We start from the raw sequence: 22446 nt of genomic DNA on the forward strand, positions 1-22446 counted from the left end.
TTCAATATATTATTATTCATTAAAACTATATCAACCTGTACTTCTCATAGCACTTGCAATCGCATTTACCGTAAGTAGTAGATTGGTAAGCGTTTTTTCTGCATTTTTAAGATCGCCATTTTCTTTCTCAGCTCTCCACTTTTTAAGCAAATAAACCTGATTAGTGTGTAATGATTTCATAGCTGTAGCTCTCAATACATTTGAATAATGGTGATTTTTTCTCCTTTTATCAAATGGTAAATCAAGCACAGTATCGAGCATTAATCTGGTTCTTTTAAGCTCTTTGGTAATCAATTTGAAAATACTCGTTCTGATTCTTTCGTCTTTTACCAAAGATGCATATTCTGCCATTATCTCCTCATCTGTAGCAGCCAAGCTAGTATCTACGTTGGTTAATACGTATCTGATGAGTGGATCGAATTTTACAGCTTTTTTAAACTTATCAAATTCTTTAGGCTTCTCCTTCTGAAGCTTCTCAAGTGTATAACCTATTCCATACCAGCTAGTTACATTAAAACGAGACTGGCTCCAGCTAAATACCCAAGGAATTGCTCTTAAATCTTCTAAAGTTCTTTTTCCAGATCTTCTCGCAGGTCTTGAGCCAATTTTACTAGATTCGATTGCATCAATTGGAGTTGCTTCGCCATAGAAATAGATAAAATCTGGATGGCTTATTAATTTCCAATAGAAATCACGACTGTCTTCTGCCAAATTTCTAATCATGCTTTCTAAAGCATGCTTCCCTTTTTTGGTATAAGCATCAGCAATAGAAATTCCAGCAGTACCAGCTACTAGTAATTCCATATTGTAAGAAGCATTTATTTTGTTGGCATATTTCTGAGAAATTGTTTCTCCTTGCTCAGTTAATCTAATATCTCCATTGACAGAAGAATGTGGCAATGCTCTTAAAAACCAGTGAGTTGGACCAGCACCACGACTTATAGAACCACCTTTACCATGGAAAAATCTGATTTTAATGCCCATTTCTTCACCAATCTGAGAAAGTTTTTCTTGAGCTTCGTACAAGAACCACTGGCTGGCAAGAATACCACCATCTTTGTTACTGTCTGAATAGCCAATCATAACCTGTTGTACTGGCTTCTCAAAACCACGGTTTTTGCGTTGGTACTCTAAACTTCTCTTAGTAAATGGATGCTCTAAAAATGATTTTAATATTTTAGGGCTTTCTTGTAAATCTTCGATCGTTTCGAAAAGAGGAACTACTTGTAGTTTACAAACTAAACCATCTTCTGTTTGAGTAGTAAGTCCAGATTCTCTAGCAAGTAAGTACACTGTAAGTAAATCTGAAAGACTTCTTGTCATACTTACAATCATTTCTCCCAAACCTTCAGTTCCATATTTTGAGATATGGTCTGCTAACACAGAGTAGCAAGAAGTAACCGCTTTTGCCTGATCTTCAAGCTTTACTTTTGGATGAGTAAACGGACGGTTAGATTGAAGTTCTGCATTGATAAATTCCAATCTTTGCTTTTCGTTCCACTCAATAAACTCTGCACCATTTAGAGATGCAGCATCCATTAATTGTTTTACTGCATTTTCGTGGAATTTACTATTCTGGCGAACATCTAATCTTGCTAAGTGAAAACCTACAGTTTCTACCAATCTGATAGACTCGTGTACGTCTGACATAGCAATTTTCTCCGCTCCAAACTTAATTAGTGATTCTTGAAGTATCTTAAGATCGCGAATCAGTTCTTTTGATGTTTTATAACAAGCACCATGTTCTTTTAACTCAGTAGCATGTTGTCTTTTTACATCTACAGGAAGTTTAGAAAGCAATAGATTTACATATTGTCTGTAAACTTCACCATCGTTTCTTTTAAATGCTTTTATGCCTTCTTCACCTAATTCTTTTTCTAGCTCTTCTATCCTGTTTCTAATCTCATAATTCGCATAATTATAGCTCAAAGAAAAACTTAATTTTCTAACAAGCAATAACAAGTTTCTACGAATTACTACAAAAGCATTTAATCGCAATTGCGATAGTGTATATGCTGTTACTTCATCTGTAACAAGTGGGTGTCCGTCTCTGTCGCCACCAACCCAGTTACCAAAAGAAATTTTAGGGAATTTTTCTGAGTCTTTTAGTAATTCAACATCATAACCTTCCTTCTCCCAAGCTAGCAATAATCTCTTATCTATAATCGGAATAATCTCAGGAAAAACATTAGCCAAATAGTGAATTACATTTCGTAGTTCAGAAGGAACATCAGGCTTTTCAACAAAGATTTCACCTGTTCGCCACAGTCTGTCTATTGTGAGTTTGATATCTCTTCGGATATCTTCCTGCTCAAACTCAGTATACATTTTATTTTCTCTCTTTACTAAGAGTAAATATAGCATTCTGTGATGCTCCAACACAGTAGCTCTTTTTGCTTCTGTAGGGTGTGCAGTTAATACCGGCTCAACAACAACTTGAGAAAGTAAATTAGCAACGTCTTTTTCAGGTATCTTAAGCTCTTTCAACATTTTTAGATTCTGAGCCCATAGTCCATTTACATTAGACATGGCTTCATTCTCTAACTGACGTCGGTTTTGCACAGCTCCATTTACCTCTACCATATTCAGCAACTGAAAAACAATAGAATATACCTGCACCAACTTCTGGTTAAATTCTTCAGGTTTAATATCGTCAATGTCGTTAATCCATGGTATTTGTGAAGCAAGCTTTAACTCGCCACTTTCGATCAAGACTTCTCTGAAACATTCTAACAGAAACTCAAGATCATAGTAAGGTTTGTCTAGTTTTTCTTTAACCAGTGATAGTGTATTCATTTAAAAAACTTGGTTTATTAAATTATTGATTTGTTTTTGGTAATCAGGGGGTATCTTATTATAAAAAAAATGCTGCAACAAAATTAAAAAAGATTGTGAGGCATAAAAATAAGATTTGTAAACTACCCAATAAATCATTATTAAATCATAAATAAAACACCACTCATCGTAAAATTGATTTAAAATAATTTGAACTTCTTTTAAAATAAAGTAATAGAAGGCAGAACTACAATTGTTTTTTATATTGCTTAAAACTTTCTTGTAACCGATTTCAATTAGCCGGCGTCAAAAAGTGCAGAAATGAAGGAAGAAATCGAAGATATAATTATTGATAAGATTATACAGGGAGACAAGTCTGCCTGCAGGATTATTATTGATAAATATAAAAGCTTTGTTTTTAACCTTGCTTTTCGCATTGTAAATAACAGAGAAGATGCCGAAGAAGTAACACAGGACAGTTTTATTAAAGCTTTTAAGTATCTTGAATCTTTTAACAGAAAGGCAAAATTTTCTACTTGGCTCTACAGAATTACATTTAATACAGCAGTAAGTAAAACCCGAAAAAAGAAAGTAGAAAAGAATTCTATTAATGATGTTCCTGAGGCGATGTTACCTATAGATTCTTTTGAAAAATCTTTTAATCTTTTAAAAGAACAACAACAAAAAAAATATATCCACATAATATTAGCGAAACTCAGTGCAGACGAAAGAGGATTGGTGACAATGTATTATCTGGAAGAAATGCCTATGGAAGATATTTCTGAAGCAACTGGTTTAACTAAATCAAATGTTAAAGTTAAAATTCATAGGGCAAGACAGAAACTTTATGTCCACTTATCACATTTATTAAAACAAGAAGCTAGAGAGATTTTGTAAAGTAATACACACAACTTGTCTCTAAAAAAATTATTAACATGAAAAAAGAAGATCAACTTAGAATAGATCAGTTCTTGAGCAAATCGCTTAAAGAACATACAGATTCGCCGCAACTTAGTGCAGAATTTACTGACAATGTGATGGAGAAACTTGAAGTCTATCAATCAAGTTTGTCGAAAAGCTACAAGCCTATTTTAGGATGGAAATTCAAGGCATTTTACGGACTTTTCTTTCTTGGAATTATTATTATTTCATGGATGCTAATCGGTAATGCTGACGTAAATTATACAATAACAGTCCCTCAAAGCATCTCTAACTTACTAGGTTTCTATAATGACTTTTTCACCTCAGGTGATAATTTGATATTAATAACAGTATCAATTTCATTAGGAATCTGGAGTTTAGTACTTTTGGATAAGTTATTAAACCGATTAACATTGGGATAATTGACACTATTCAATTAACAATTGGCCAAACCTCTAGGGGTTTGGCTTTTTTATTTATTAGAATAATTTACTCGTCAAACTGGAAATAAACAGTAAACGATAATGGATTTTTTACTTCTTTTCTTTCAAAAAGATAAGGTACACCTTGAGGGCCTATCTGCTCAGATTTTTTGAATTTAGTACCAATCGGACTTATTTGCTGCATAATGCCTAAATCACTTTCAGGAAAAAAGCCATTGGTATTTTCATTATATGCATCTTGGGGAGCTTTAGGAGTAAATAATTTTAAAAACAGATTTTCATCTTCGAAAAAGATGGTAAATGGAGTTTCAGAATTATCAATTTTTGCCCATCTCATATTGGCATGGTAGCCTTTAAACTCCGGATAATTCCACGATTCACCTGTTACTGTATTGTTATATGCTTTTTGCCACAAACCAAACTTTGCTCCTTTTAGCCTGTTTTTCCAAACTCGGTAAGGGCCATCTCCTACCCATGTTACACCTGAAACTTTATCTTCAGGATAATTAAATCCAACTCCGATGTATTCGTAATATCCATCTTGAGGGAAATACTCCATATGTACTTTTAAAACTCCATCTGTTTTAAGCACATATTGAATTTTCTTGATTGTAGAATTTTTAGTATAGTGATATTCCAAAAGATAATCGCCATCTACAGCATAATGCCTAATTTCTAAAAGCTTGCTTGAACCAAACTTTGCTTCTAATAAAGGTCCTCCACCTAAAGAAATTTCTTTCTCCAATTTTTTTACAGAAATAATATTTCCAGAAATTCTGTCAATTATAATTTCAGTATTTGCTGTAAAAAGTCGGTAAGTATTTTCTTGTTCTTCTATCTGAGCAGCATCTTCACCTTTAGTAGGTGACTTAAGCATATTTAAGAAGTTTTTGCGCACATTTCCAGTAGACCAACTCCAAGTATATATTTCTCTCCCATGAGGATCTATAGCCGTTAACTTTAAAGCATCATGCAATTTCCAATCTTGGGGTAATGGCAAACTAAGGTTACCAGATTCTTGTGGTTGAATACTTGGAGATTCTACTTTGCCAGAAGCATATACCACACTAGCTGTATCTATACTAGCATCTGAATAATCTACCAACTGCCAATTGAAAGAACATTGATCTAATGGAGTATAAAAGTATCGATTCTCTACAGCTATTTTTCCATCAAAACTATCTGGTAACTGATCTTCTATACCAATATAAACAGGTGACCAAATCTCTTTAATGGTATAAAAACTTGCTTCTTTTTCTCTATAAGGTCCTAATATGCCATCTGGAGCATTGTTAGCAAAAGTATCAATCTTTTTATCTTGATCTGTTCTTTCCACACCTTCGTCGCTAAATACCCAAAGAAAACCACCAGCAGAAAGTGAATTTTTGAGCATAGCATTATAGTAATCATCTAAACCTGCACCTAAACCACCATCGTACAATCCATGAAGAAACTCTGTTGGAAAAAACACATCTTCCCCATGAAATAAGCCATCTTCGCAGCAATCCCAATCTTTATAATGTTGCGTATCTGTGCCTCTAAACTTTTCCCAAGGGTGTATTAATGGCCTATTCTGTGGATCGTATTTTTGAAATTCGTCGTCTAGCTCCACATTCCAACCACCTTCATTTCCATTATCCCAAATGATTATACTCGGATGGTTTACATCTCTCACCATCATTTCTTCTACCAACTTCTTTCCTACTTCTGTTTCGTAACTGGTCTGCCATCCGGTTAATTCATCTAGCACAAACAATCCCAAAGAGTCGCAAACTTCCAAAAAGTGAACATCAGGCGGATAATGAGACATACGCACAGAATTCATGTTCATCTCTTTAATAAGATTTACATCCATCTCACTTAATTCTCTGCTACTCGTTCTACCAGAAGAAGGCCAAAAAGTATGTCGATTTACACCTTTTAGCATAACCTTTATTCCATTTACATACAGCCCATCTTTTTCGCGTAATTCTACAGTTCTAAAACCAATTTTCTCACTTACTTCGTGAATTACTTTGTTCTTCTTTTTAAGTTTGAACTTAACTTTATACCTGTTTGGAAATTCCGGTGTCCATGTTAAAACATCTTCAAATTTGGCTTCTAAACTCACTTTCTCTTTAGACATACCAGCAGAAACAGAAAATGATTTGCCAATAGGTTTGTTCTGCATATCGTACAACTGAGCTTCTACATCGCTCACACTCCCTCTACCTCTCAAATAAACATCAGCAGTAAAAGAGCCATCTGCTTTGGCATCTACAGCAATTCTCTGGATATGTGCTTCTGGATATGCTTTTAGGTAAACTGGTCTGTAAATACCTCCAAAAAGCCAGAAATCTGCTTCTCGCTCTGCTGTATTAACACCAGCATTATCAGACTTATTTTTCACTTTTACCTCTAGCGTATTGTCTCCACCTATATTTATCAAATCGGTTATGTCGTAGGTAAATCGGTAAAAACCTCCTTGATGCACCGGACCAGCTAATTCACCATTTATCTTTACTTCTGTGTCTGTCATTGCCCCTTCAAACACAATTTCTACATACTTTTTCTTGAAACTTTTAGGTACTTCAAACTCATACCTGTACTGTCCAGTTTCATCAGAAAACGGTTGCTTGTCTTTAGAGCGACCATAGTTATACACACCGAAACCTTGTAATTCCCAATTAGATGGAACCGGAATAGTTGTCCATTTGCCACTATTCATTCCATTATCAATTGCAAAATTCCAGTCTACAGTATGGTCTTTGTTTTTACCAGATAGATATAATATCTCTGCTTGCTGTGCTTTGAGTTGAAAAGTAAATAAAAGGAAAAATGAAGCTAAAAAAATTTTATGCATTCGGGCAATGGTTAAAATAGTGAATTAGCAATAAATGATACAATCTATAAAACCTGCGAAAGAAGTGGAAAAATTATCCTGCAAAATCACTCAAACGCAAAGCCCTGACTTACAAGCCATTTACTTGCATTGTCAAAAGCTAATTGGTAGCAATCTTCTTCGGAGAACTCTCTATCTTGCATTTCTTCTAAAATATGAGGATACTGTCCTGCATGAGATAAACTTTTGAAAAAATAAGGCAGCCTAGCAGGATCATTTAATTGAGAAGTACTAAAAAAATCTGCACCAAAAACCAAAGGCAAGTTTTTCTTTTTTGCATAAGCTATATGGTCAAAAATTATTTTATCATTATCATTATCGAGAAATGCTCTCACAAAATTTACTCCGGCAAAACCATTTCTGCGCTTTAGTTCTTCAATCAGTTCATCAGGTAGGTTTCTTGGATGATCACAAATTGCCCTCATGTTTGAGTGGCTTGCAATTACAGGAACATTAAGATTAGATTGATCAATTGTATTTAAAATATCAAAAGCCATTTGATCACTTGTATGAGAAAGATCTACTGCAATTTGCTTACTATCTAAATATTTAAGCAATTGCTTACCATCGTCTTTTAAGCCTTTGTCTGAGTAATTACCACCTCCAAATCGGTTTTCTGAATGATGGGTAATTGTTATATATAATAACCTATTGAATCGATTTAAAAGCACATCTAAACGCTCAAAACACAAGTCGAGCGATTCATCTTCTTCTAAAATACCAGAGGCATTCTCAATGGCAGGAACCAGTGCTGCTTTATCGTTATTTTTGATTTTTAAATCTTTGGCAGCATCATATACCCAATCTTTATAATCTGTACATAACTGCTCGTAAGCATCAAATTGCTTAGATGCATTTTCTACACTTCCGGGATTTGTAGCAGTAAAAACAGCTAAAACTTGAAGTTTTACATCTCCGGATTTAAGATTAGGTAATGCACAACCAATTGCCTCAGAATTAAGTGCATCTGCACCGGGCACATTTACTAAATATGATAGTAAATCACAATGAAAGTCTATAACTGGAAACATGGCCCGAAGTTATAAAAAAGCTTTTACTATTCTGAAGAAGCAGATAAACTTTCAGCATTTCCTTTCTTTTTACCAAAGTATGTTTTGATTTTGCCTGATAAATTTTGATAGAAAACATAGTAAAAATCTGTATCAAACAATCTGGCATCTTTTCTTGCCTGTTTAAGAAAGAACAATCCAAAAGCAAATAATATAACGTTAGCCGACCAACAACCTATCACTGGGGAAATTACCATTTCTTTAGCATATTTCTCTCCCATAATGGTGGCGATATAGAAAATAATAAAGAATATAATAGAAATAATTACTGGTACACCTAGTCCACCCTTTTTGATAATTGCTCCTAATGGCGCACCAATTAGAAACATAGCAAAAACAGCAAGAGTTTTAGTGAATTTTCTATGAATGTCTATCTCGTAGGCATTTAGTTTTTCGTCTTGCCTTTGCGCTCGATCTACGTTTGTTTCTAAAAGATTAAGAATGCTACTAGCTTTAGAATGTGCTCGTACATAATCCTGATTTACCAACTCTTGATCCATCATCTCCTTCACTTTGGTTTCTAAAGGTTCTTCTTCTTCAGAGCTGTAGACTACAGCTTGTATTTTTCTAACTTTTTTATCTTTATTTAAATCAAGATCTTTTTTAGGAAGTGTCTTGAATTTATCCTTTACAGAAGGACTCTTATCCAATGCTTTGGGTGTGATTTTTTTATCAGATTGCTTTTCTTCTTCTTTTTTTCTGAGTTTTTCTATTGGCTCTTTGCTAGTTGTATCTACATCAGTCGGTTTTGCCTGATTGGTGTTTTCCTCTTCGTCTATAGTAGAATCTTTTTCTACTGGCAATGGTGGTATAGATACTCCACCATCTGGATTTCTTTCCCAGAAATTATAATAAGAGTACACACTCCTTTTGAAGTTGTACATGTATCTGTCTACCATGTGGTTTACAGAATCCTTTTCTTCAAAAAGGCGCTTGGTGTTTTTCATAAGGTTATGCCCTTTGAAGAACTCCTCATCAGTTTCTTTTAAGCCAAAAGATTCGAGACTAAATAAAAAGCGGGCAGAATCAAATTCTTGCCTAAAAAACTCTGTATCTTGATTTCTACGTTTTTTTGCAGATTCTTCTGAGTAGATATTGCCATTTTTTAAGTCTAATGCTAAAAAGCTCCCCAATGTCTGCATTTGACCACTTTTAGCCATAATTACCTGTATATTGCCTCGCCTGTCGGTATGGTTATAAATCATTATCCCTTCAAGCGATTTTCCATCAGGTAGTTTTTTATCTACCTTAATTCTCCAACCTGGCAAATCGTTATAAAAAGTTTTTTCTTTAAATTCTAATACAGGTTTCTTTTGTTTTATATCATATAGCAAACTGTATGCTTTCAAGTTTGCGTAAGGGGCAATTATATCATTAAAATAAAAAGCGGCTATTGTTACGAAGAAAATGTAAATAGCTACAGGCCTCAATATTCTCAATAAAGAAATACCAGAACTTTTAATTGCAGTAAGTTCTGAGTGTTCACCTAAACTACCAAAAGTCATAAGTGAAGAAAGCAAAACAGCCAACGGCAAAGCAACTGGTGTAAGTACCAGTGAAAAATAGCCGAAAAGCTCTGCATACACATCAAGTCCAAGTCCTTTGCCAACAAAGTGCTTAAAGTTTTTGATCATGTACTGAGTAAGAAAAATGAACAGTACAATAGCAAAAGTCAGAAAAAACGGACCCAGAAATACTTTAAATATTAACTTATCGAGTTTTTTGAGCATAAAAAAGGAACGCCAAAAAATTAATGTGACTATTTAATGGTTTCAAAATTATAACCCCAATTCCAAGACAAAAAGTTTTTAACAATCTTTAATATGAAAAACCTTCTGATAATCAGGATATTCCTAAAATCAGAAGGTTTTAATTAAAGATTTATTACTTAAAATGATTTATTCTGTCTCAATAGCCGACTGAATCTCATATAATTTTTTATCTGAATAAGCACCTTGAGTATGATAAACTATATTTCCATTCTTATCTAATACAAAGAAGTAAGGCAAGTCTTTTTGCCCAAGGTTTAACTGTTTTTTATAATCATTTATCTTTCCTGTATAAATCACCATATTTTTATGGAACTTAGCATCAATTCCAGATTTCATTTTATTAGAAATCTTGTTATCTGCAACCTTATAAATCCCTTTAAGTAAAGCTACAAAATACATATTTACATCGTAGTCGTCAGTTGGAATAAAGGCAACTTCAGGAGGTTCAACAAATGTTCTGTACATAGGAGAATACCAGCCTTTTAGCAATTCGTCAGATTTTTTAGAATATGCAACAGCAATCAGTGTATATTTACCTTTGGTATCTTGCGGTAAAACAACTTTTCTATCTTTAAGCGTTTCACCTTCTATTGATGGAAATTTTTTGCCGTTTTGAGCAAAAACTGAGATAGGTAGTAATAAAGAAAGTACAATTAATTTAAGTTGGATTCTCATAGTATTGATTGGTTAATGAATGTAAAAAACTATAAAGCATACAAAAAGATGCCATAAACAGATTTTACCTTAATTTTTAAGTTTTTTGTTTCTCTAAAACTTCTCTGGTTAAACTATAGTACCTTCTTTTGTATTGTAATAAGAATAAATTTTAAAATACTAATTGAATGAAGCAGTCGGGAATTGATAAAGAAATGTTTAAAGAAGGGATGAGTTATCTCACTGGAGCAGTAAATATAGTTACAACGGATGGAAAAGGCGGAAAAGGTGGATTTACTGCCACAGCTGTCTGTTCTGTGTCAGACACACCACCTACCTTACTAGTTTGTGTAAATAATAAAACTAATTTAGCCGATTTAATAACAGAAAATGGAAATTTTGCGGTTAACATACTTCATGCAGGTTTAGAAGATTTATCTAACAGGTTTGCAGGATACGATGGTGTAACAATGGAAGAGCGATTACTCGAAGGGAATTGGTCTACACTTAAAACTGGAAGCCCTATTTTAGAAGATAGCATTACTAGCTTTGACTGTGTGTTTGATAAATCTATAATTTCTGGAACGCATACCGTTATTTTCGGAAAGATCGTTGAGGTAAAAATAAATAAAGAAGAAAATCCACTTTTGTATTTCAACAGAAGTTACAGAACGCTACTATAATAAAATACTTCTCTAAAGCTTATAAGCTAAGGAAACGATATTTTTTTTTTTCGCGTCCAAACGCTAACTTTGAACCTACTTACTTATCAAGAAAGACTGAGGGATTGGGCCCGTTGACGTCTTGGCAACCTGAATTAATTTAAGGTGCCAATTCCCATCCTGTTTTTAGCAGGAAGAGATGAGTGTACATTTTTTTTTACCTCCCCCTTCCTGACAATCAGACTTTGGATTTGTAAGTTAAACTGAAACTTTATTTCGGACATTTTTTACACATTTTCCATAAACTGATGCAGCATAACATCAAAGACATATTATCAAAAAGAATCCTTGTACTTGATGGTGCAATGGGTACTATGATACAAAGGTATAAATTAGAGGAATCGGATTTTAGAGGTGAACTGTTTAAAGATCATGATCATCCTTTAAAAGGCAATAATGATATTCTTTCTTTAACCAGACCTGATGTAATTAAAGAAATACATGCCGCTTATTTTGAAGCCGGAGCTGATATTGCAGAAACCAATACTTTTTCAAGCAGCTCAATAGCACAAGCAGATTATAACATGGAAGATCAGGTCTATGCTATGAATAAAGCCTCTGCTGAACTTGCAAGAGAAGTTGCTGAAGAATTCACGAAGAAAAACCCAGATAAACCCCGTTTTGTCGCAGGTTCTATTGGTCCAACCAACAAAACTGCTTCCATCTCGCCAGACATAAATGATCCTGGATATAGAGCCATTACTTTTGATGAACTAGTAAAAGCATTTAGAGAGCAGGCAGAGGGTCTAGTTGATGGAGGAATAGACTTCTTTCTAGTAGAGACTATTATAGACACCTTAAATGCCAAAGCTGCTCTTTATGCATTACAAGAATTAATGGAAGACAGAAAGCAAGAATGGCCAATTATGGTTTCAGGAACAATAACTGATGCCAGTGGTAGAATTCTTTCAGGTCAGACAACAGAAGCATTTCTTATATCTGTTTCGCATGTTCCATTATTAAGCATTGGCTTAAACTGTGCTTTAGGAGCCAAAGATTTGAGACCTTATTTACAGGTTTTAGACAAAGAAGCAAACTTTTTTGTGAGTGCTCACCCTAATGCAGGATTACCTAATGAGTTTGGCGCTTACGATCAAACTCCTGAACAAATGGCTGCTCAAATAGGTGAGTTCCTCGAAGAAGGCTTAGTAAACATTATTGGTGGTTGCTGTGGTACAACACCAGACCACATTAAACTGATAGCTCAGGAAGCTGCAAAACATAAACCTAGAAAATCACATCAAATAGAAGTTCAATAATAATTTAGAACAGCTATTAAAATGCCGTTTAACCATATGACTTATCAATTAAAAAATATACCTCCATTAAAGCTAAGTGGTCTGGAACCATTGGTAATTACACCATCTTCCAACTTTATAAATATTGGAGAAAGAACCAATGTAACAGGTTCAAGAAAGTTTCTAAAACTTATTCGTGAAGAAAACTACGAAGATGCACTTTCAGTTGCGCTTGATCAAGTAAGAGGAGGTGCACAGGTTTTAGATGTGAACATGGATGAGGGAATGCTTAATGGTAAAGAAGCCATGGTTAAGTTTCTGAACCTGATTGCTGCTGAACCAGAAATTTCCCGTATTCCAATAATGATCGATTCATCTAAATGGGAGATTATAGAAGCAGGTTTAAAGGTAGTTCAGGGAAAATGTATCGTAAACTCCATCAGTTTAAAAAACGGAGAAGAAGAGTTTATTGAGCAAGCTTCTAAAATAAAGAAATATGGTGCCGCAGCAATTATTATGGCATTTGATGAGAATGGTCAGGCAGATAATTACGAAAGAAGAATAGAAATATGTGCAAGGTCTTATAAAGTACTTGCAGAAAAAGTGAAATTCCCAGTACAAGACATCATATTCGATCCCAACATATTTCCTGTGGCTACCGGAATGGAAGAACACAGACAAAATGCGTTGGACTTTTTTAATGCCACCAAATGGATTAAAGAAAACCTTCCGGGAGCAAAAGTAAGCGGTGGTGTAAGTAATGTGTCATTCTCTTTTAGAGGTAACAATCCTGTAAGAGAAGCCATGCACTCTGCTTTCTTATATCATGCTATCAACAATGGAATGGACATGGGTATCGTGAATCCAACCATGTTGGAAGTATATGACGAAATCCCAAAAGACCTGCTCGAAAAAGTAGAAGATGTGCTGCTTGATAGAAGAGATGATGCTACTGAGCAACTTTTAGAGTTTGCAGAAACTGTGAAAGGTAAAGCAAAAACAAAAGTTCAAGATAATAGCTGGAGAGAAGGACCAGTAGAAGAAAGACTGGCACATGCACTGGTAAAAGGTATTATTGATCATATTGATGAGGATACAGAAGAAGCCAGGCAAAAATACGACAGACCACTTCATGTAATTGAAGGGCCACTTATGGATGGGATGAACATTGTTGGAGATTTATTTGGCTCTGGTAAAATGTTCTTACCTCAAGTTGTTAAAAGTGCTAGAGTAATGAAAAAAGCTGTAGCCTATCTTATGCCTTATATGGAAGAAGAAAAGGCATTACTCAAACAACAAGGTGGCGCAGAGCTAAAATCAGCACCAAAGATTTTAATGGCAACAGTAAAAGGTGATGTACACGACATTGGGAAAAATATTGTAGGTGTTGTTCTTGCTTGTAACAGTTTTGAAATTGTTGATTTGGGTGTAATGGTTCCCGCAGATAAAATCATCAAAAAAGCAATTGAAGAAAAAGTAGACGCCATAGGATTAAGTGGCTTAATTACTCCTTCGCTCGATGAGATGGTACATGTTGCCAAAGAGATGGAACATGAAGGATTGAACATACCACTATTAATCGGTGGAGCAACTACTTCAAGAATACATACAGCAGTTAAAATTGAACCACACTATTCTGGTTCTGTAGTACACGTTATCGATGCTTCGCGAAGTGTACCTGTTGCCTCTGCCCTCACTGGTGAAAATGAAGAAATTAAGCAAAGAGAGATTAATAAGTTTAAGGATGAATATGAGGTTTTACGTGAAGACCATGCTAAAAGGCAGGGAGCAAAATCTTATATTTCTTTAGAAGATGCCAGAGCCAACAAAACAAAAATTGATTGGGAAACTCAAAAAATAGTAAAACCAAGCTTTTTAGGCACCAAAGTATTTGAGAATTATAGCATAGAAGAATTAACCAAATATTTTGACTGGACTCCATTCTTCCAATCTTGGGAGTTGGCTGGCAAATATCCTAAAATTCTTAAAGACCCGATAGTTGGCAAAGAAGCAAAAAAACTACTGGATGATGCCCAAGCAATGGTTGCAAAAATTGTAGCTGAAAAAAGTTTTAAAGCAAATGGGGTAATCGGGTTCTTCCCTGCCAATGCCATTTCTGATGACGATATGGCTGTTTACAAGTATGATGCTGAAACGAGTAAAGAAAATAGAAGCGAGACAATTACAGTTTTACATCACTTAAGGCAGCAAAATAAAAAATCTGCTAAAACCAATAACCTCTGTTTAAACGACTATATAGCACCAGTTGAAAGTAATAAAGCTGATTATATCGGGGCATTTGTTGTTACAATACATGGGGCAGAAGAATTGGCTAAGAAATTCGAAGCTGATTTAGACGATTACAATAGCATTATGGTAAAAGCCTTAGCCGACAGATTTGCAGAGGCTTTTGCAGAAAGATTGCACGAAAGAGTGAGAACAGACTTTTGGGGATATGTACCAGAAGAACACTTAGAAAATGACGATCTTATAAAAGAACAATACGTTGGTGTTCGCCCTGCTCCTGGATACCCTGCTTGTCCAGATCATCAAGAAAAAACGGCTTTGTTCAATCTGCTAGATGCAGAAGGCAGTACAGGTGTAAAACTTACCGAGAACTTCGCGATGGCACCAGCCGCATCTGTTAGTGGATGGTACTTTGCCAATGCAAACTCCAAATATTTTGGTTTAGGTAAAATTACTAAAGATCAGGTGGAAGATTATGCAAAACGCACAGGCAAATCTATAGAAGAAACAGAAAGATGGTTAGGTAGTGTTTTATCCTACTAAACACAAAAAAGAAGCTGCATCAAATGATGCAGCTTTTAATTTACTAATTCCAATGCTTTAATAACCTGAACTTCTCTCGTTTAGATAAGGTGTAGATTAAAATTTACCATCTACCATACTTAGAAATTCTCTTGTAGCTTCACCCGAAAAATCCCAGCTATACTTTCTTACATAATTTTCTTTTAGCATTCCAATCGCTTCATGATAGTCTTTACATTGATCTATCTTATCTATAGCTGTATCAAATTCAGACTGATCATCTCCAAATAGTTCCTTCTTATATCTCAACTTCATATTTAAAGGAATATTCCCTCTTAGGGGTTTTGTAGAGCCAACCTGACCTTGATTTACTTTATTTACCAGATTAGAATATCCGCCATTAGTTTCTTTTTCATCATCTTCTTCAGACTCATCATCTTTAAATAGCGGTTTTTTAATAGGACTTTCTTGAGTCTCAGGTTTTACTTCTGGCTTTTTCTTTTCTTGTAGCTGCTCTAAAAGTGATTTAGATTGTGCTTTTTGCTCATTTATAGATTCATCTGGTACAGAAGCTTTTGTAATACCAGGAGCTTCTTCTTCAATTCCATCTTTATCAAGAAAATCGTCGAAAGCAGACTCTGTTTCTTCTTCAACTTCTGGCTTGCTAACAAAACCCGTTTCCTCTACTATCTCATTTGGAGCTATATTATTCTCTGGTAATTTCTCTTCTTCTTGATTCGTAGTAAACAGCGGTTTACTTTCTTCTTCTTTTACTTCTGGTTCAGATTTTATAGGCTCAACTTTAGCAAAGGTCTCATTTTCATTAGAAAAATCTTCGAACTCAAAACCTTCTGTCGTTTCTTCTTCAGTACTTGATTGTGCTGAAATTGTATTTGTAGAAGCTTCTGGCTGAGATTTATTATCTAAGTCAAACTCACTTTCATTTAAAGATGGTTCTTTAACAGATTCTTCATCAATACTTATAAAAGTTTTGTCTAAATCGAACTTGCCATATACATCATATTCGTGTATTACTTCACTTGTATTACTCAGTAAAGCCGGATACTTATTAATGCATTTATATAAAACCTTTAATGCTTTCTTAGTTTTTACCTTGCTCCCCTCTTCTAGTAAAGCGTCAAAATATTTTTCTATTAATGGGTAATGATATCTATAATATTTCTTTAATGGCATCAACTGACTTTTTACATGTATTTTGCCATCAAAACTTTCAAAAAGATTTTCAAAATAATCTGGAGGACTGATCAGAAAATTTAAACTATCTTTAATCACCTCAGCTAAAAACCCTTCAAAATCAGTTCTAGAAATGCTAATGTTTTTAGAAAGTACATTCATTAGCTTGTTAAATGCTTGTCTTACCTCAGGAGCAGAATAGTTAAAGTAAGGACTGTGTAATGCTCCTCCTTCTTCCTGCCAAAGTAAATACATGCTTTTAACCAAAAACAAGTTGATCTGTCTAATTTGGGTAAGGTTCACTAGTTGCTTTCCTTCAATTACCTGATGATCTTTAAAAAACTCATTACAAATTTTATCAGATACCTCCTCAGCGTAATTTCTGATATATGTTTTATTCAGTTTGTAATTCATAAAAAAAATTTCGAAAGCCTGAAATTAAAAAATCTCGCCTTAATAATTGCGCTTGTGTTATAACTATTGATGTGCGAATTGAATAATGCTTAATTGCAAAAAATATACAATAGCATATTTAATCTTAATATTATTTTCAAATTTATTAACTTCTTCATTAAAAAATAAATTTAAAAAATTCATATTGCCCTTTAACGCAAAAAGCGCCTGAAAATGTTGCTTTCAGACGCTTTTACACAAAAAAACACAATGTTTTCACATAATTATATTTTCAGTAATGCTATTATTTGCTTTTACAATGGCAATTACTGCATCCGTTGTCAAATAACTTTTTTTCTTTCCTAGCTCTTCCAGTATATATTCTGTTGCTGTAAGATAAGAGCTTATGTTTTGCTCATCTTTCTTTTGGAGTGTTCTGTACTGCTCTAAAAGCGCCGTTACTTGCTTTATCTCAGATAGAGTTAAAAGCTTTTTAAAATTAACAGGAAGTTGCTCAAATATCTGAAGCTCTTCCTTTTGTTTTGCTGGCTTTGAAAATAGGAATTTCATACTATGCATCTAATTAATGTAGGATAAAAATTTATGGTAGTTGTTGGATATGCTAATGTATAAATCTTCAGGAATTCTTCATTCGTGACATATTTACCATATTAAGTAAATAATTTTTTAGAGTGATAAAAAAAGAATACAATTGTTTTTTAACTTTAAACTGATATAATTTTATAAGTTCATCGAATAATTATATTTTAATAATGGAGATTAGACCTTTTCATGTAGCTTTTCCTGTAAGTGATTTAGAAGCTACTCATAAGTTTTACAAAGAAGTTTTAGGTTGCACCATCGGAAGAACCTCAAACAAATGGATAGATTTTAGTCTATTTGGCCATCAGATTACTGCGCACTTAAAGCCTTCTGAAATTAAACAAGCAGATGCCAATAGTGTTGACGGAAAAAATGTTCCGGTAAGACATATGGGTGTAATTCTTACAATGGATGCTTGGCACGAACTAGCAAATAGGGTAAAATCTCACAATGTGCCTTTCGTAATAGAACCTTATATCAGGTTTAAAGGGGAACCAGGTGAGCAAGCAACCATGTTTTTCCTAGACCCTAGTGGTAATGCGCTGGAATTTAAGGCATTTCAGAGAGACGAATCTATTTTCGCCACCTGATATATTAACCTTCAGGATACAATCCAGTCTTCTGCTAGATCAAAATCTTCGAAAAACTGGATGAAAATATTTTTACAGATACCGGTAAGATAAGTAGCATCTTGTTTTACCTGGTGTTCTCCTAAAAAGTTTATTGCCGGAATTATAGCTACTTTAATATTTTTTGTAAGCGAGCCTACAGATGGTATAAAGGAATCTTTAAACCAATCGAACGAGTCTGGTTGCACATGCATGTATTTTTGATCAATCAGAAGTTTATCGTTCCCTTTAGATATAATATTAATTAGTTGAGACCAAGCATTTTTAAATTCTTCTGTTTTTGTATATCCATAAAATATCATTTCCAGATAATTGGGTTTAAGATGCTGCACTATTGTGATCGTTTCTCCAGAAAATAATATCTTTCTCGTACTACTCATTATCTCACACTAAATAAAATACATAGTTTAATACCTGTAATAATTTTACAAAATTACCATATAACATAGTTATATCTTACAATCCTTTGAAAATTGATTAATTTAATTTTTATTCCAAATAAGTTCGTGAAATTCCGCCTTAAAATTCCATTTTTGGATAATATTTGGTAAAACTCTTAATTTCTATATAAATAAAGTTTAATTTTTTCTTTAGGTATTAATATTGGACTGTTCATCAAACTAAAAAAAAGATTATAAGTTTAGTTGCTTGGTACATGTTTAAAGATATCCCTTAATAATTAGTTAGCTTTACACTATTTAGCGAAAATTTATTAAAAATATACATTTATATGGCTTTCGGATTTTTTAAAAAGAAAAAGAAGGAAGAAGAAAATCGCCTTCATTATGACCCAACAAATATTCATATCAGGGATATTAGAAAAAACTTCATATTAGATTATGATTTAAAAACTTGGGAGGTAGAAGCAGAATATGAATATGATTGGGGGAACGAATACTTTACCTACGAATATAAATTGGTTTGCGCAGATGATGCAGTATATTTATATGTAGAAGAAGATGACGATCTTTACCTTACCATCTCCAGAAAAATTAGTTTTGGTAAATTGGGTGAAGATGTTGAAGATTCTCTTAGAGACAAAGGCCGTCCTCCAAAAATCATCAATTACGATGACAAAACTTTCTATAGAGAAAGTGAAAGACCTGGATACTTTAAAAATGTAGAATCTCAGGGAGAGTCTGAGGAGTTTGTAAACTGGGAGTATGTTGATGAATCTGAAGAGTGGGTTCTAAACATTGAACAATGGGACGAAGAGGCTTACGAAGCTTCTATTGGCAAGTTTGTAGATGCATCATCATTTAGTAACATTCTTCCTGCGTAAATTACAACTTTGAAGTAAAGCAGACGTAGATTTTAATAAACATTTTTTCTAAATAAATCTCGATTCAATTTTATGAACAAAATCTATTTGGGAGCCATTTTCGCCGCATTTATATTAGTTTCATGTGGAGGAAGTGATTTCAAAAAAGCACCAGTAGACGTCATGATCCGCGACATGGATTCACTACAGAATTACACTATTATTCTGTATGATATGGATGTAGAAAGTGGCTTTCCTGACAAGTATAAACATCGCTATAAGATCATTAAAGAAAAACCAGATGGCACTCCTTACGATGAGTTAACAAACTGGTACGATGTAGATGAGAGTACATTTGCATACTATGAAAATGACATGGGAATGGAAGTAGCCTCTAAATTAGACGGTAAAGTTACTAAAGAGACTTCTCCTCCTGGATACTCAAAATATGTTGGTAATCAAAAATACGGAAATTGGAGAACAGACAATAGTGGTAGATCTTTCTGGGAATTCTATGGCCAATATGCTTTTATGAGCAATATGATTGGTCTTTTTAGAACGCCGATTTACAGAACTGGTTATTATGATTACTATAACAACTATAGAGGCAGAAGGCCTTATTATGGTCCTGTAAGTAACGGAAGTTATAAGTACGGAACACTTTCTAGCTTGTCTAGAAAACAGAATCCTAATTTCTTTAAAAGAGCAACTACTAATAATGCTTTAAAAAGCAGAGTGAACAACAGTATCTCAAGAAGCAGCTCTAGTAGTAGAACTACCCGATCTTCTTCTAGATACAGCACAAGTTCAAGCTCTTCTGCCAGATCTAGATCTTCTTCTAGTGGTGGTAAATAAAAAATTAATATTGATCAATTAAGCCTTATCTTATGATAGGGCTTTTTTGTTTTACAATACTTTTAAACAACAAAGCTACCTGTAACCAAAGGTACAAGGTAGCCTGTTATTAATTCAAAAACGTTTAATAAGGTTATTCTTCACCTCCAGTTTTGGAAGGGTTTTCCTCCTTAATTTGTCCTTGAATCTCACCTTCTAAAACAGTTTCTTCTCCATATTTCCCTATGCCTAAAGCCGGATTTTCTGAGAAGAATCCAAATGGCATTAAATTCATAGTGATTTTATGAGTATTCATCATTGGCCACTCTTCTGGGCGAACTATATGCGTAATGCCAGCCACATACCATGCTACTACATCAGTATTTTCTATACTTCTGTTTTGGGATGTCCACTTAGGTAAACCTTCCCATTCTTGGTTACTCACTGGGTAATCGCCTGCCGGATAAATCTCTTCGTCTTTAAATGGAGTAACCCAGAACTGATAATCTAAGCAACCACCTCTGCGAGATAAAGATGAACCTTGGTGCGCCATAGGTTTAATTCCTGGTGAAGGCATAAGCATATAACTTGAAACATGCCCCCATTTATTTCTAACTTCTGGGTTCATAAACTTCCACCTTCTACTACTTGGGGCATAACAGTCTCTTCGAGCATCTTTTTCGGTTGACAGCTTGGTCATTCTTGCAATAATTGTATTTAGAAATTTATTCTCAGGCCCAGCAGGAACAGCCTCTGAGTTTACTTCTGCCACCGAGTTTTTATCACCATCAATATCTAGATCAAGTCTGTAAATAAAGAAATGTTGATGATTATTAGCTTCCACATGAGGTTCTACTAATGTACCATATTTACTTCCTTCATATACTTCATTTTCATTATTTGCTGCGCCTGGTAAATCTGAAACTCTTTCTACAGGTCTAATGTGAGCAATTCCATTTAACTCTGTAACTAGTTCTATTGCACCATCTTCCATAAATACCCATTTGAAGCCATAATCGTAATTACCAGCAGTAATGTAGTATTTAATAGCCAGATTGGTCGCTGGTCTAGCGTGATTCTCATGTCTCCACATAGTTCCACCATATTCATCATAAACAGCAACTGCACTGTCGAAATAAACTGGGTTACCAAAATCATCGTGCACTGTGGCAGGCAAATAAGTTGCATTAGAAGGTGCATCTGCCCCACCATTTAGAGGTCTTGCTTTTTTCTGGAATAACCTAAATTCACCAGCGTCAAAATAATTATTAGAAGCATTTAGGAGATCTGGCGAGCCATAATTTACAATCATTTCTGCCAAAGAACCTCTATACATTATCATCCTCCATTTTTTAGAAAAAGGATCGAAAAATTGAAGATCATAGATTACTAAACCTTCTCTATTGTGAATTCCATAGCGGAATTTCCAATGTCGACTAATTACTTGCTGACCTTTAATTTCGTAGTTTACTCCTTCTGGCTGTATAATTTGTACAGGTTTCGCAGCAGACATAATCGGCTTTAGCGAATCACCATTAAAATAATTTACAGCAACAGGTTTACTCCAACCTTCTCCAGTATCGATTACCTTTAAAACTTTTTTCTCAGTTACATCTACATAAGCGTAAAGCCCGCCAATTGGCAACTTGCTATATTTCTTATTTTTAAACCTTGGCGAAACGATAAACTCACGATGGCCAACAGGAGAAAGACCTAAATCTGCAGCAAAGTTGCCTGAAGCTTTTACAGAGTCAACCGGAATATCTCTCTTAGTTAAAGCTTCTACCCAAGCAGAATCTTTTGCTAGAATTTCTGCTATAACAGAATCTGCTTTGAAATGGCCAATCGGTTGTTTTCCTTTTACAGATTCATTAGAAATAATTTTTTTGCCTTTGAGGTCTACGATTATTTTAGATAATTCATTTGACTCAAAATCGTAAAGTACAGTATAAGCTTCTCTTCTAAAATCATCTCCAGGTTTGTATTTCAGCATTTCCGATTTTGGAGGTTCATTTAAATTAAGGATACTGAATAAATGACTGCTATCGTGCTCGATTAAACTTTCTTCAAGTAAGATTTGCTTAACTAATTTGATTTCTACTGTATCAAGTGGATCTAGCGGATAAGCATAACTCAATGAGTCTTGGGCACTTGAGTTAAAATAAATCCCCGATAATAATGTAAGCAATAATAACTGTTTTTGTATCTGTAAAAACACAGATGGAAGGTTGTTAGAAATTGACATCTTCTTTAATGTTTAATGAATAAATTAGGGGTTTTCGAAAAA

Annotated in this window: 17 protein-coding genes and 1 riboswitch; of the genes, 8 read left to right on the forward strand and 9 right to left on the reverse strand. The window is 34.2% G+C overall.

What is annotated here, in order from left to right:
- Positions 1-30: 30 nt before the first annotated feature.
- On the reverse strand, positions 31-2796 hold the full coding sequence (locus OQ292_RS02150) for a phosphoenolpyruvate carboxylase (RefSeq protein WP_284684405.1): 2766 nt from the start codon (positions 2794-2796) through the stop codon (positions 31-33).
- A 300-nt stretch (positions 2797-3096) separates the two neighbouring features.
- Here OQ292_RS02150 and OQ292_RS02155 point away from each other — a divergent pair, with 300 nt between their 5' ends.
- Together OQ292_RS02155 and OQ292_RS02160 are read left to right on the forward strand one after the other, a co-directional pair.
- Positions 3097-3672 (forward strand): RNA polymerase sigma factor, encoded by a 576-nt coding sequence (locus OQ292_RS02155; RefSeq protein ID WP_284684406.1) that lies wholly within the window; start codon positions 3097-3099, stop codon positions 3670-3672.
- 38 nt (positions 3673-3710) lie between these two features.
- Positions 3711-4118 carry a hypothetical protein gene (locus OQ292_RS02160; RefSeq protein ID WP_284684407.1) on the forward strand — a complete coding sequence of 136 codons (408 nt, stop codon included), beginning with the start codon at positions 3711-3713 and terminating at the stop codon, positions 4116-4118.
- Between the two features lie 67 nt (positions 4119-4185).
- On the opposite strand, the gene OQ292_RS02165 is transcribed toward OQ292_RS02160, so the two are convergent.
- The 4 genes from OQ292_RS02165 to OQ292_RS02180 all read right to left on the reverse strand — a co-directional run bounded on the left by OQ292_RS02165 (position 4186) and on the right by OQ292_RS02180 (position 10537).
- A complete protein-coding gene (locus OQ292_RS02165) occupies positions 4186-6981 on the reverse strand; it encodes a glycoside hydrolase family 2 protein (RefSeq protein WP_284684408.1) in 2796 nt (931 codons plus the stop codon).
- Between the two features lie 86 nt (positions 6982-7067).
- Positions 7068-8051, reverse strand: coding sequence for a dipeptidase (locus OQ292_RS02170; protein ID WP_284684409.1), 984 nt, complete (start codon positions 8049-8051; stop codon positions 7068-7070).
- Between the two features lie 26 nt (positions 8052-8077).
- Positions 8078-9820, reverse strand: coding sequence for an LptF/LptG family permease (locus OQ292_RS02175; RefSeq protein ID WP_284684410.1), 1743 nt, complete (start codon positions 9818-9820; stop codon positions 8078-8080).
- A gap of 168 nt (positions 9821-9988) precedes the next feature.
- On the reverse strand, positions 9989-10537 hold the full coding sequence (locus OQ292_RS02180) for a hypothetical protein (RefSeq protein ID WP_284684411.1): 549 nt from the start codon (positions 10535-10537) through the stop codon (positions 9989-9991).
- Positions 10538-10704: 167 nt separating this feature from the next.
- On the opposite strand from OQ292_RS02180, the gene OQ292_RS02185 reads away from it, so the two are divergent.
- The 3 genes from OQ292_RS02185 (at position 10705) to metH (ending at position 15266) form a co-directional block, all read left to right on the forward strand.
- The gene (locus OQ292_RS02185; RefSeq protein WP_284684412.1) at positions 10705-11199 is read left to right on the forward strand and encodes a flavin reductase; all 495 of its coding nucleotides are present in this window, start codon (positions 10705-10707) and stop codon (positions 11197-11199) included.
- Between the two features lie 80 nt (positions 11200-11279).
- Positions 11280-11384: riboswitch (SAM riboswitch) on the forward strand.
- A gap of 102 nt (positions 11385-11486) precedes the next feature.
- Positions 11487-12497 carry a homocysteine S-methyltransferase family protein gene (locus OQ292_RS41075; RefSeq protein ID WP_431733753.1) on the forward strand — a complete coding sequence of 337 codons (1011 nt, stop codon included), beginning with the start codon at positions 11487-11489 and terminating at the stop codon, positions 12495-12497.
- Between the two features lie 36 nt (positions 12498-12533).
- Positions 12534-15266, forward strand: a complete 2733-nt coding sequence (gene metH, locus OQ292_RS02190) for a methionine synthase (RefSeq protein WP_431733754.1) — start codon at positions 12534-12536, stop codon at positions 15264-15266.
- Positions 15267-15362: 96 nt separating this feature from the next.
- Here the strand turns inward: metH and OQ292_RS02195 are convergent, their stop codons facing one another.
- Together OQ292_RS02195 and OQ292_RS02200 are read right to left on the reverse strand one after the other, a co-directional pair.
- Positions 15363-16853, reverse strand: a complete 1491-nt coding sequence (locus OQ292_RS02195) for a DUF8457 domain-containing protein (protein WP_284684413.1) — start codon at positions 16851-16853, stop codon at positions 15363-15365.
- A 255-nt stretch (positions 16854-17108) separates the two neighbouring features.
- The gene (locus OQ292_RS02200; protein ID WP_284684414.1) at positions 17109-17402 is read right to left on the reverse strand and encodes a hypothetical protein; all 294 of its coding nucleotides are present in this window, start codon (positions 17400-17402) and stop codon (positions 17109-17111) included.
- Positions 17403-17602: 200 nt separating this feature from the next.
- Here OQ292_RS02200 and OQ292_RS02205 point away from each other — a divergent pair, with 200 nt between their 5' ends.
- Positions 17603-18025: a VOC family protein gene (locus OQ292_RS02205; protein WP_284685975.1), complete on the forward strand. Its 423-nt coding sequence runs from the start codon at positions 17603-17605 to the stop codon at positions 18023-18025.
- 11 nt (positions 18026-18036) lie between these two features.
- On the opposite strand, the gene OQ292_RS02210 is transcribed toward OQ292_RS02205, so the two are convergent.
- A complete protein-coding gene (locus OQ292_RS02210; protein ID WP_284684415.1) occupies positions 18037-18444 on the reverse strand; it encodes a hypothetical protein in 408 nt (135 codons plus the stop codon).
- 350 nt (positions 18445-18794) lie between these two features.
- Between OQ292_RS02210 and OQ292_RS02215 the strand changes: the two genes are divergently transcribed.
- Both OQ292_RS02215 and OQ292_RS02220 read left to right on the forward strand, forming a co-directional pair.
- Positions 18795-19346, forward strand: a complete 552-nt coding sequence (locus tag OQ292_RS02215) for a DUF4178 domain-containing protein (protein ID WP_284684416.1) — start codon at positions 18795-18797, stop codon at positions 19344-19346.
- Positions 19347-19418: 72 nt separating this feature from the next.
- Complete coding sequence (locus OQ292_RS02220; RefSeq protein ID WP_284684417.1) at positions 19419-20180, forward strand: hypothetical protein; 762 nt, start codon at positions 19419-19421, stop codon at positions 20178-20180.
- A 133-nt stretch (positions 20181-20313) separates the two neighbouring features.
- Here OQ292_RS02220 and OQ292_RS02225 read toward each other — a convergent pair whose 3' ends face one another.
- Positions 20314-22404, reverse strand: a complete 2091-nt coding sequence (locus OQ292_RS02225) for a copper amine oxidase (protein WP_284684418.1) — start codon at positions 22402-22404, stop codon at positions 20314-20316.
- Between the last annotated feature and the right edge of the window lie 42 nt (positions 22405-22446).

The organism is Chondrinema litorale (assembly GCF_026250525.1).
GTDB lineage: Bacteria > Bacteroidota > Bacteroidia > Cytophagales > Flammeovirgaceae > Chondrinema > Chondrinema litorale.

Excerpts from the sequence above, each read along its gene's own strand:
- OQ292_RS02150 (WP_284684405.1), bottom strand. The coding sequence starts at position 2,796 with ATGAATACACTATCACTGGTTAAAGAAAAACTAGACAAACCTTACTAT.
- OQ292_RS02155 (WP_284684406.1), top strand. The coding sequence starts at position 3,097 with ATGAAGGAAGAAATCGAAGATATAATTATTGATAAGATTATACAGGGA.
- OQ292_RS02160 (WP_284684407.1), top strand. The coding sequence starts at position 3,711 with ATGAAAAAAGAAGATCAACTTAGAATAGATCAGTTCTTGAGCAAATCG.
- OQ292_RS02165 (WP_284684408.1), bottom strand. The coding sequence starts at position 6,981 with ATGCATAAAATTTTTTTAGCTTCATTTTTCCTTTTATTTACTTTTCAA.
- OQ292_RS02170 (WP_284684409.1), bottom strand. The coding sequence starts at position 8,051 with ATGTTTCCAGTTATAGACTTTCATTGTGATTTACTATCATATTTAGTA.
- OQ292_RS02175 (WP_284684410.1), bottom strand. The coding sequence starts at position 9,820 with ATGCTCAAAAAACTCGATAAGTTAATATTTAAAGTATTTCTGGGTCCG.
- OQ292_RS02180 (WP_284684411.1), bottom strand. The coding sequence starts at position 10,537 with ATGAGAATCCAACTTAAATTAATTGTACTTTCTTTATTACTACCTATC.
- OQ292_RS02185 (WP_284684412.1), top strand. The coding sequence starts at position 10,705 with ATGAAGCAGTCGGGAATTGATAAAGAAATGTTTAAAGAAGGGATGAGT.
- OQ292_RS41075 (WP_431733753.1), top strand. The coding sequence starts at position 11,487 with ATGCAGCATAACATCAAAGACATATTATCAAAAAGAATCCTTGTACTT.
- metH (WP_431733754.1), top strand. The coding sequence starts at position 12,534 with ATGACTTATCAATTAAAAAATATACCTCCATTAAAGCTAAGTGGTCTG.
- OQ292_RS02195 (WP_284684413.1), bottom strand. The coding sequence starts at position 16,853 with ATGAATTACAAACTGAATAAAACATATATCAGAAATTACGCTGAGGAG.
- OQ292_RS02200 (WP_284684414.1), bottom strand. The coding sequence starts at position 17,402 with ATGAAATTCCTATTTTCAAAGCCAGCAAAACAAAAGGAAGAGCTTCAG.
- OQ292_RS02210 (WP_284684415.1), bottom strand. The coding sequence starts at position 18,444 with ATGAGTAGTACGAGAAAGATATTATTTTCTGGAGAAACGATCACAATA.
- OQ292_RS02215 (WP_284684416.1), top strand. The coding sequence starts at position 18,795 with ATGGCTTTCGGATTTTTTAAAAAGAAAAAGAAGGAAGAAGAAAATCGC.
- OQ292_RS02220 (WP_284684417.1), top strand. The coding sequence starts at position 19,419 with ATGAACAAAATCTATTTGGGAGCCATTTTCGCCGCATTTATATTAGTT.
- OQ292_RS02225 (WP_284684418.1), bottom strand. The coding sequence starts at position 22,404 with ATGTCAATTTCTAACAACCTTCCATCTGTGTTTTTACAGATACAAAAA.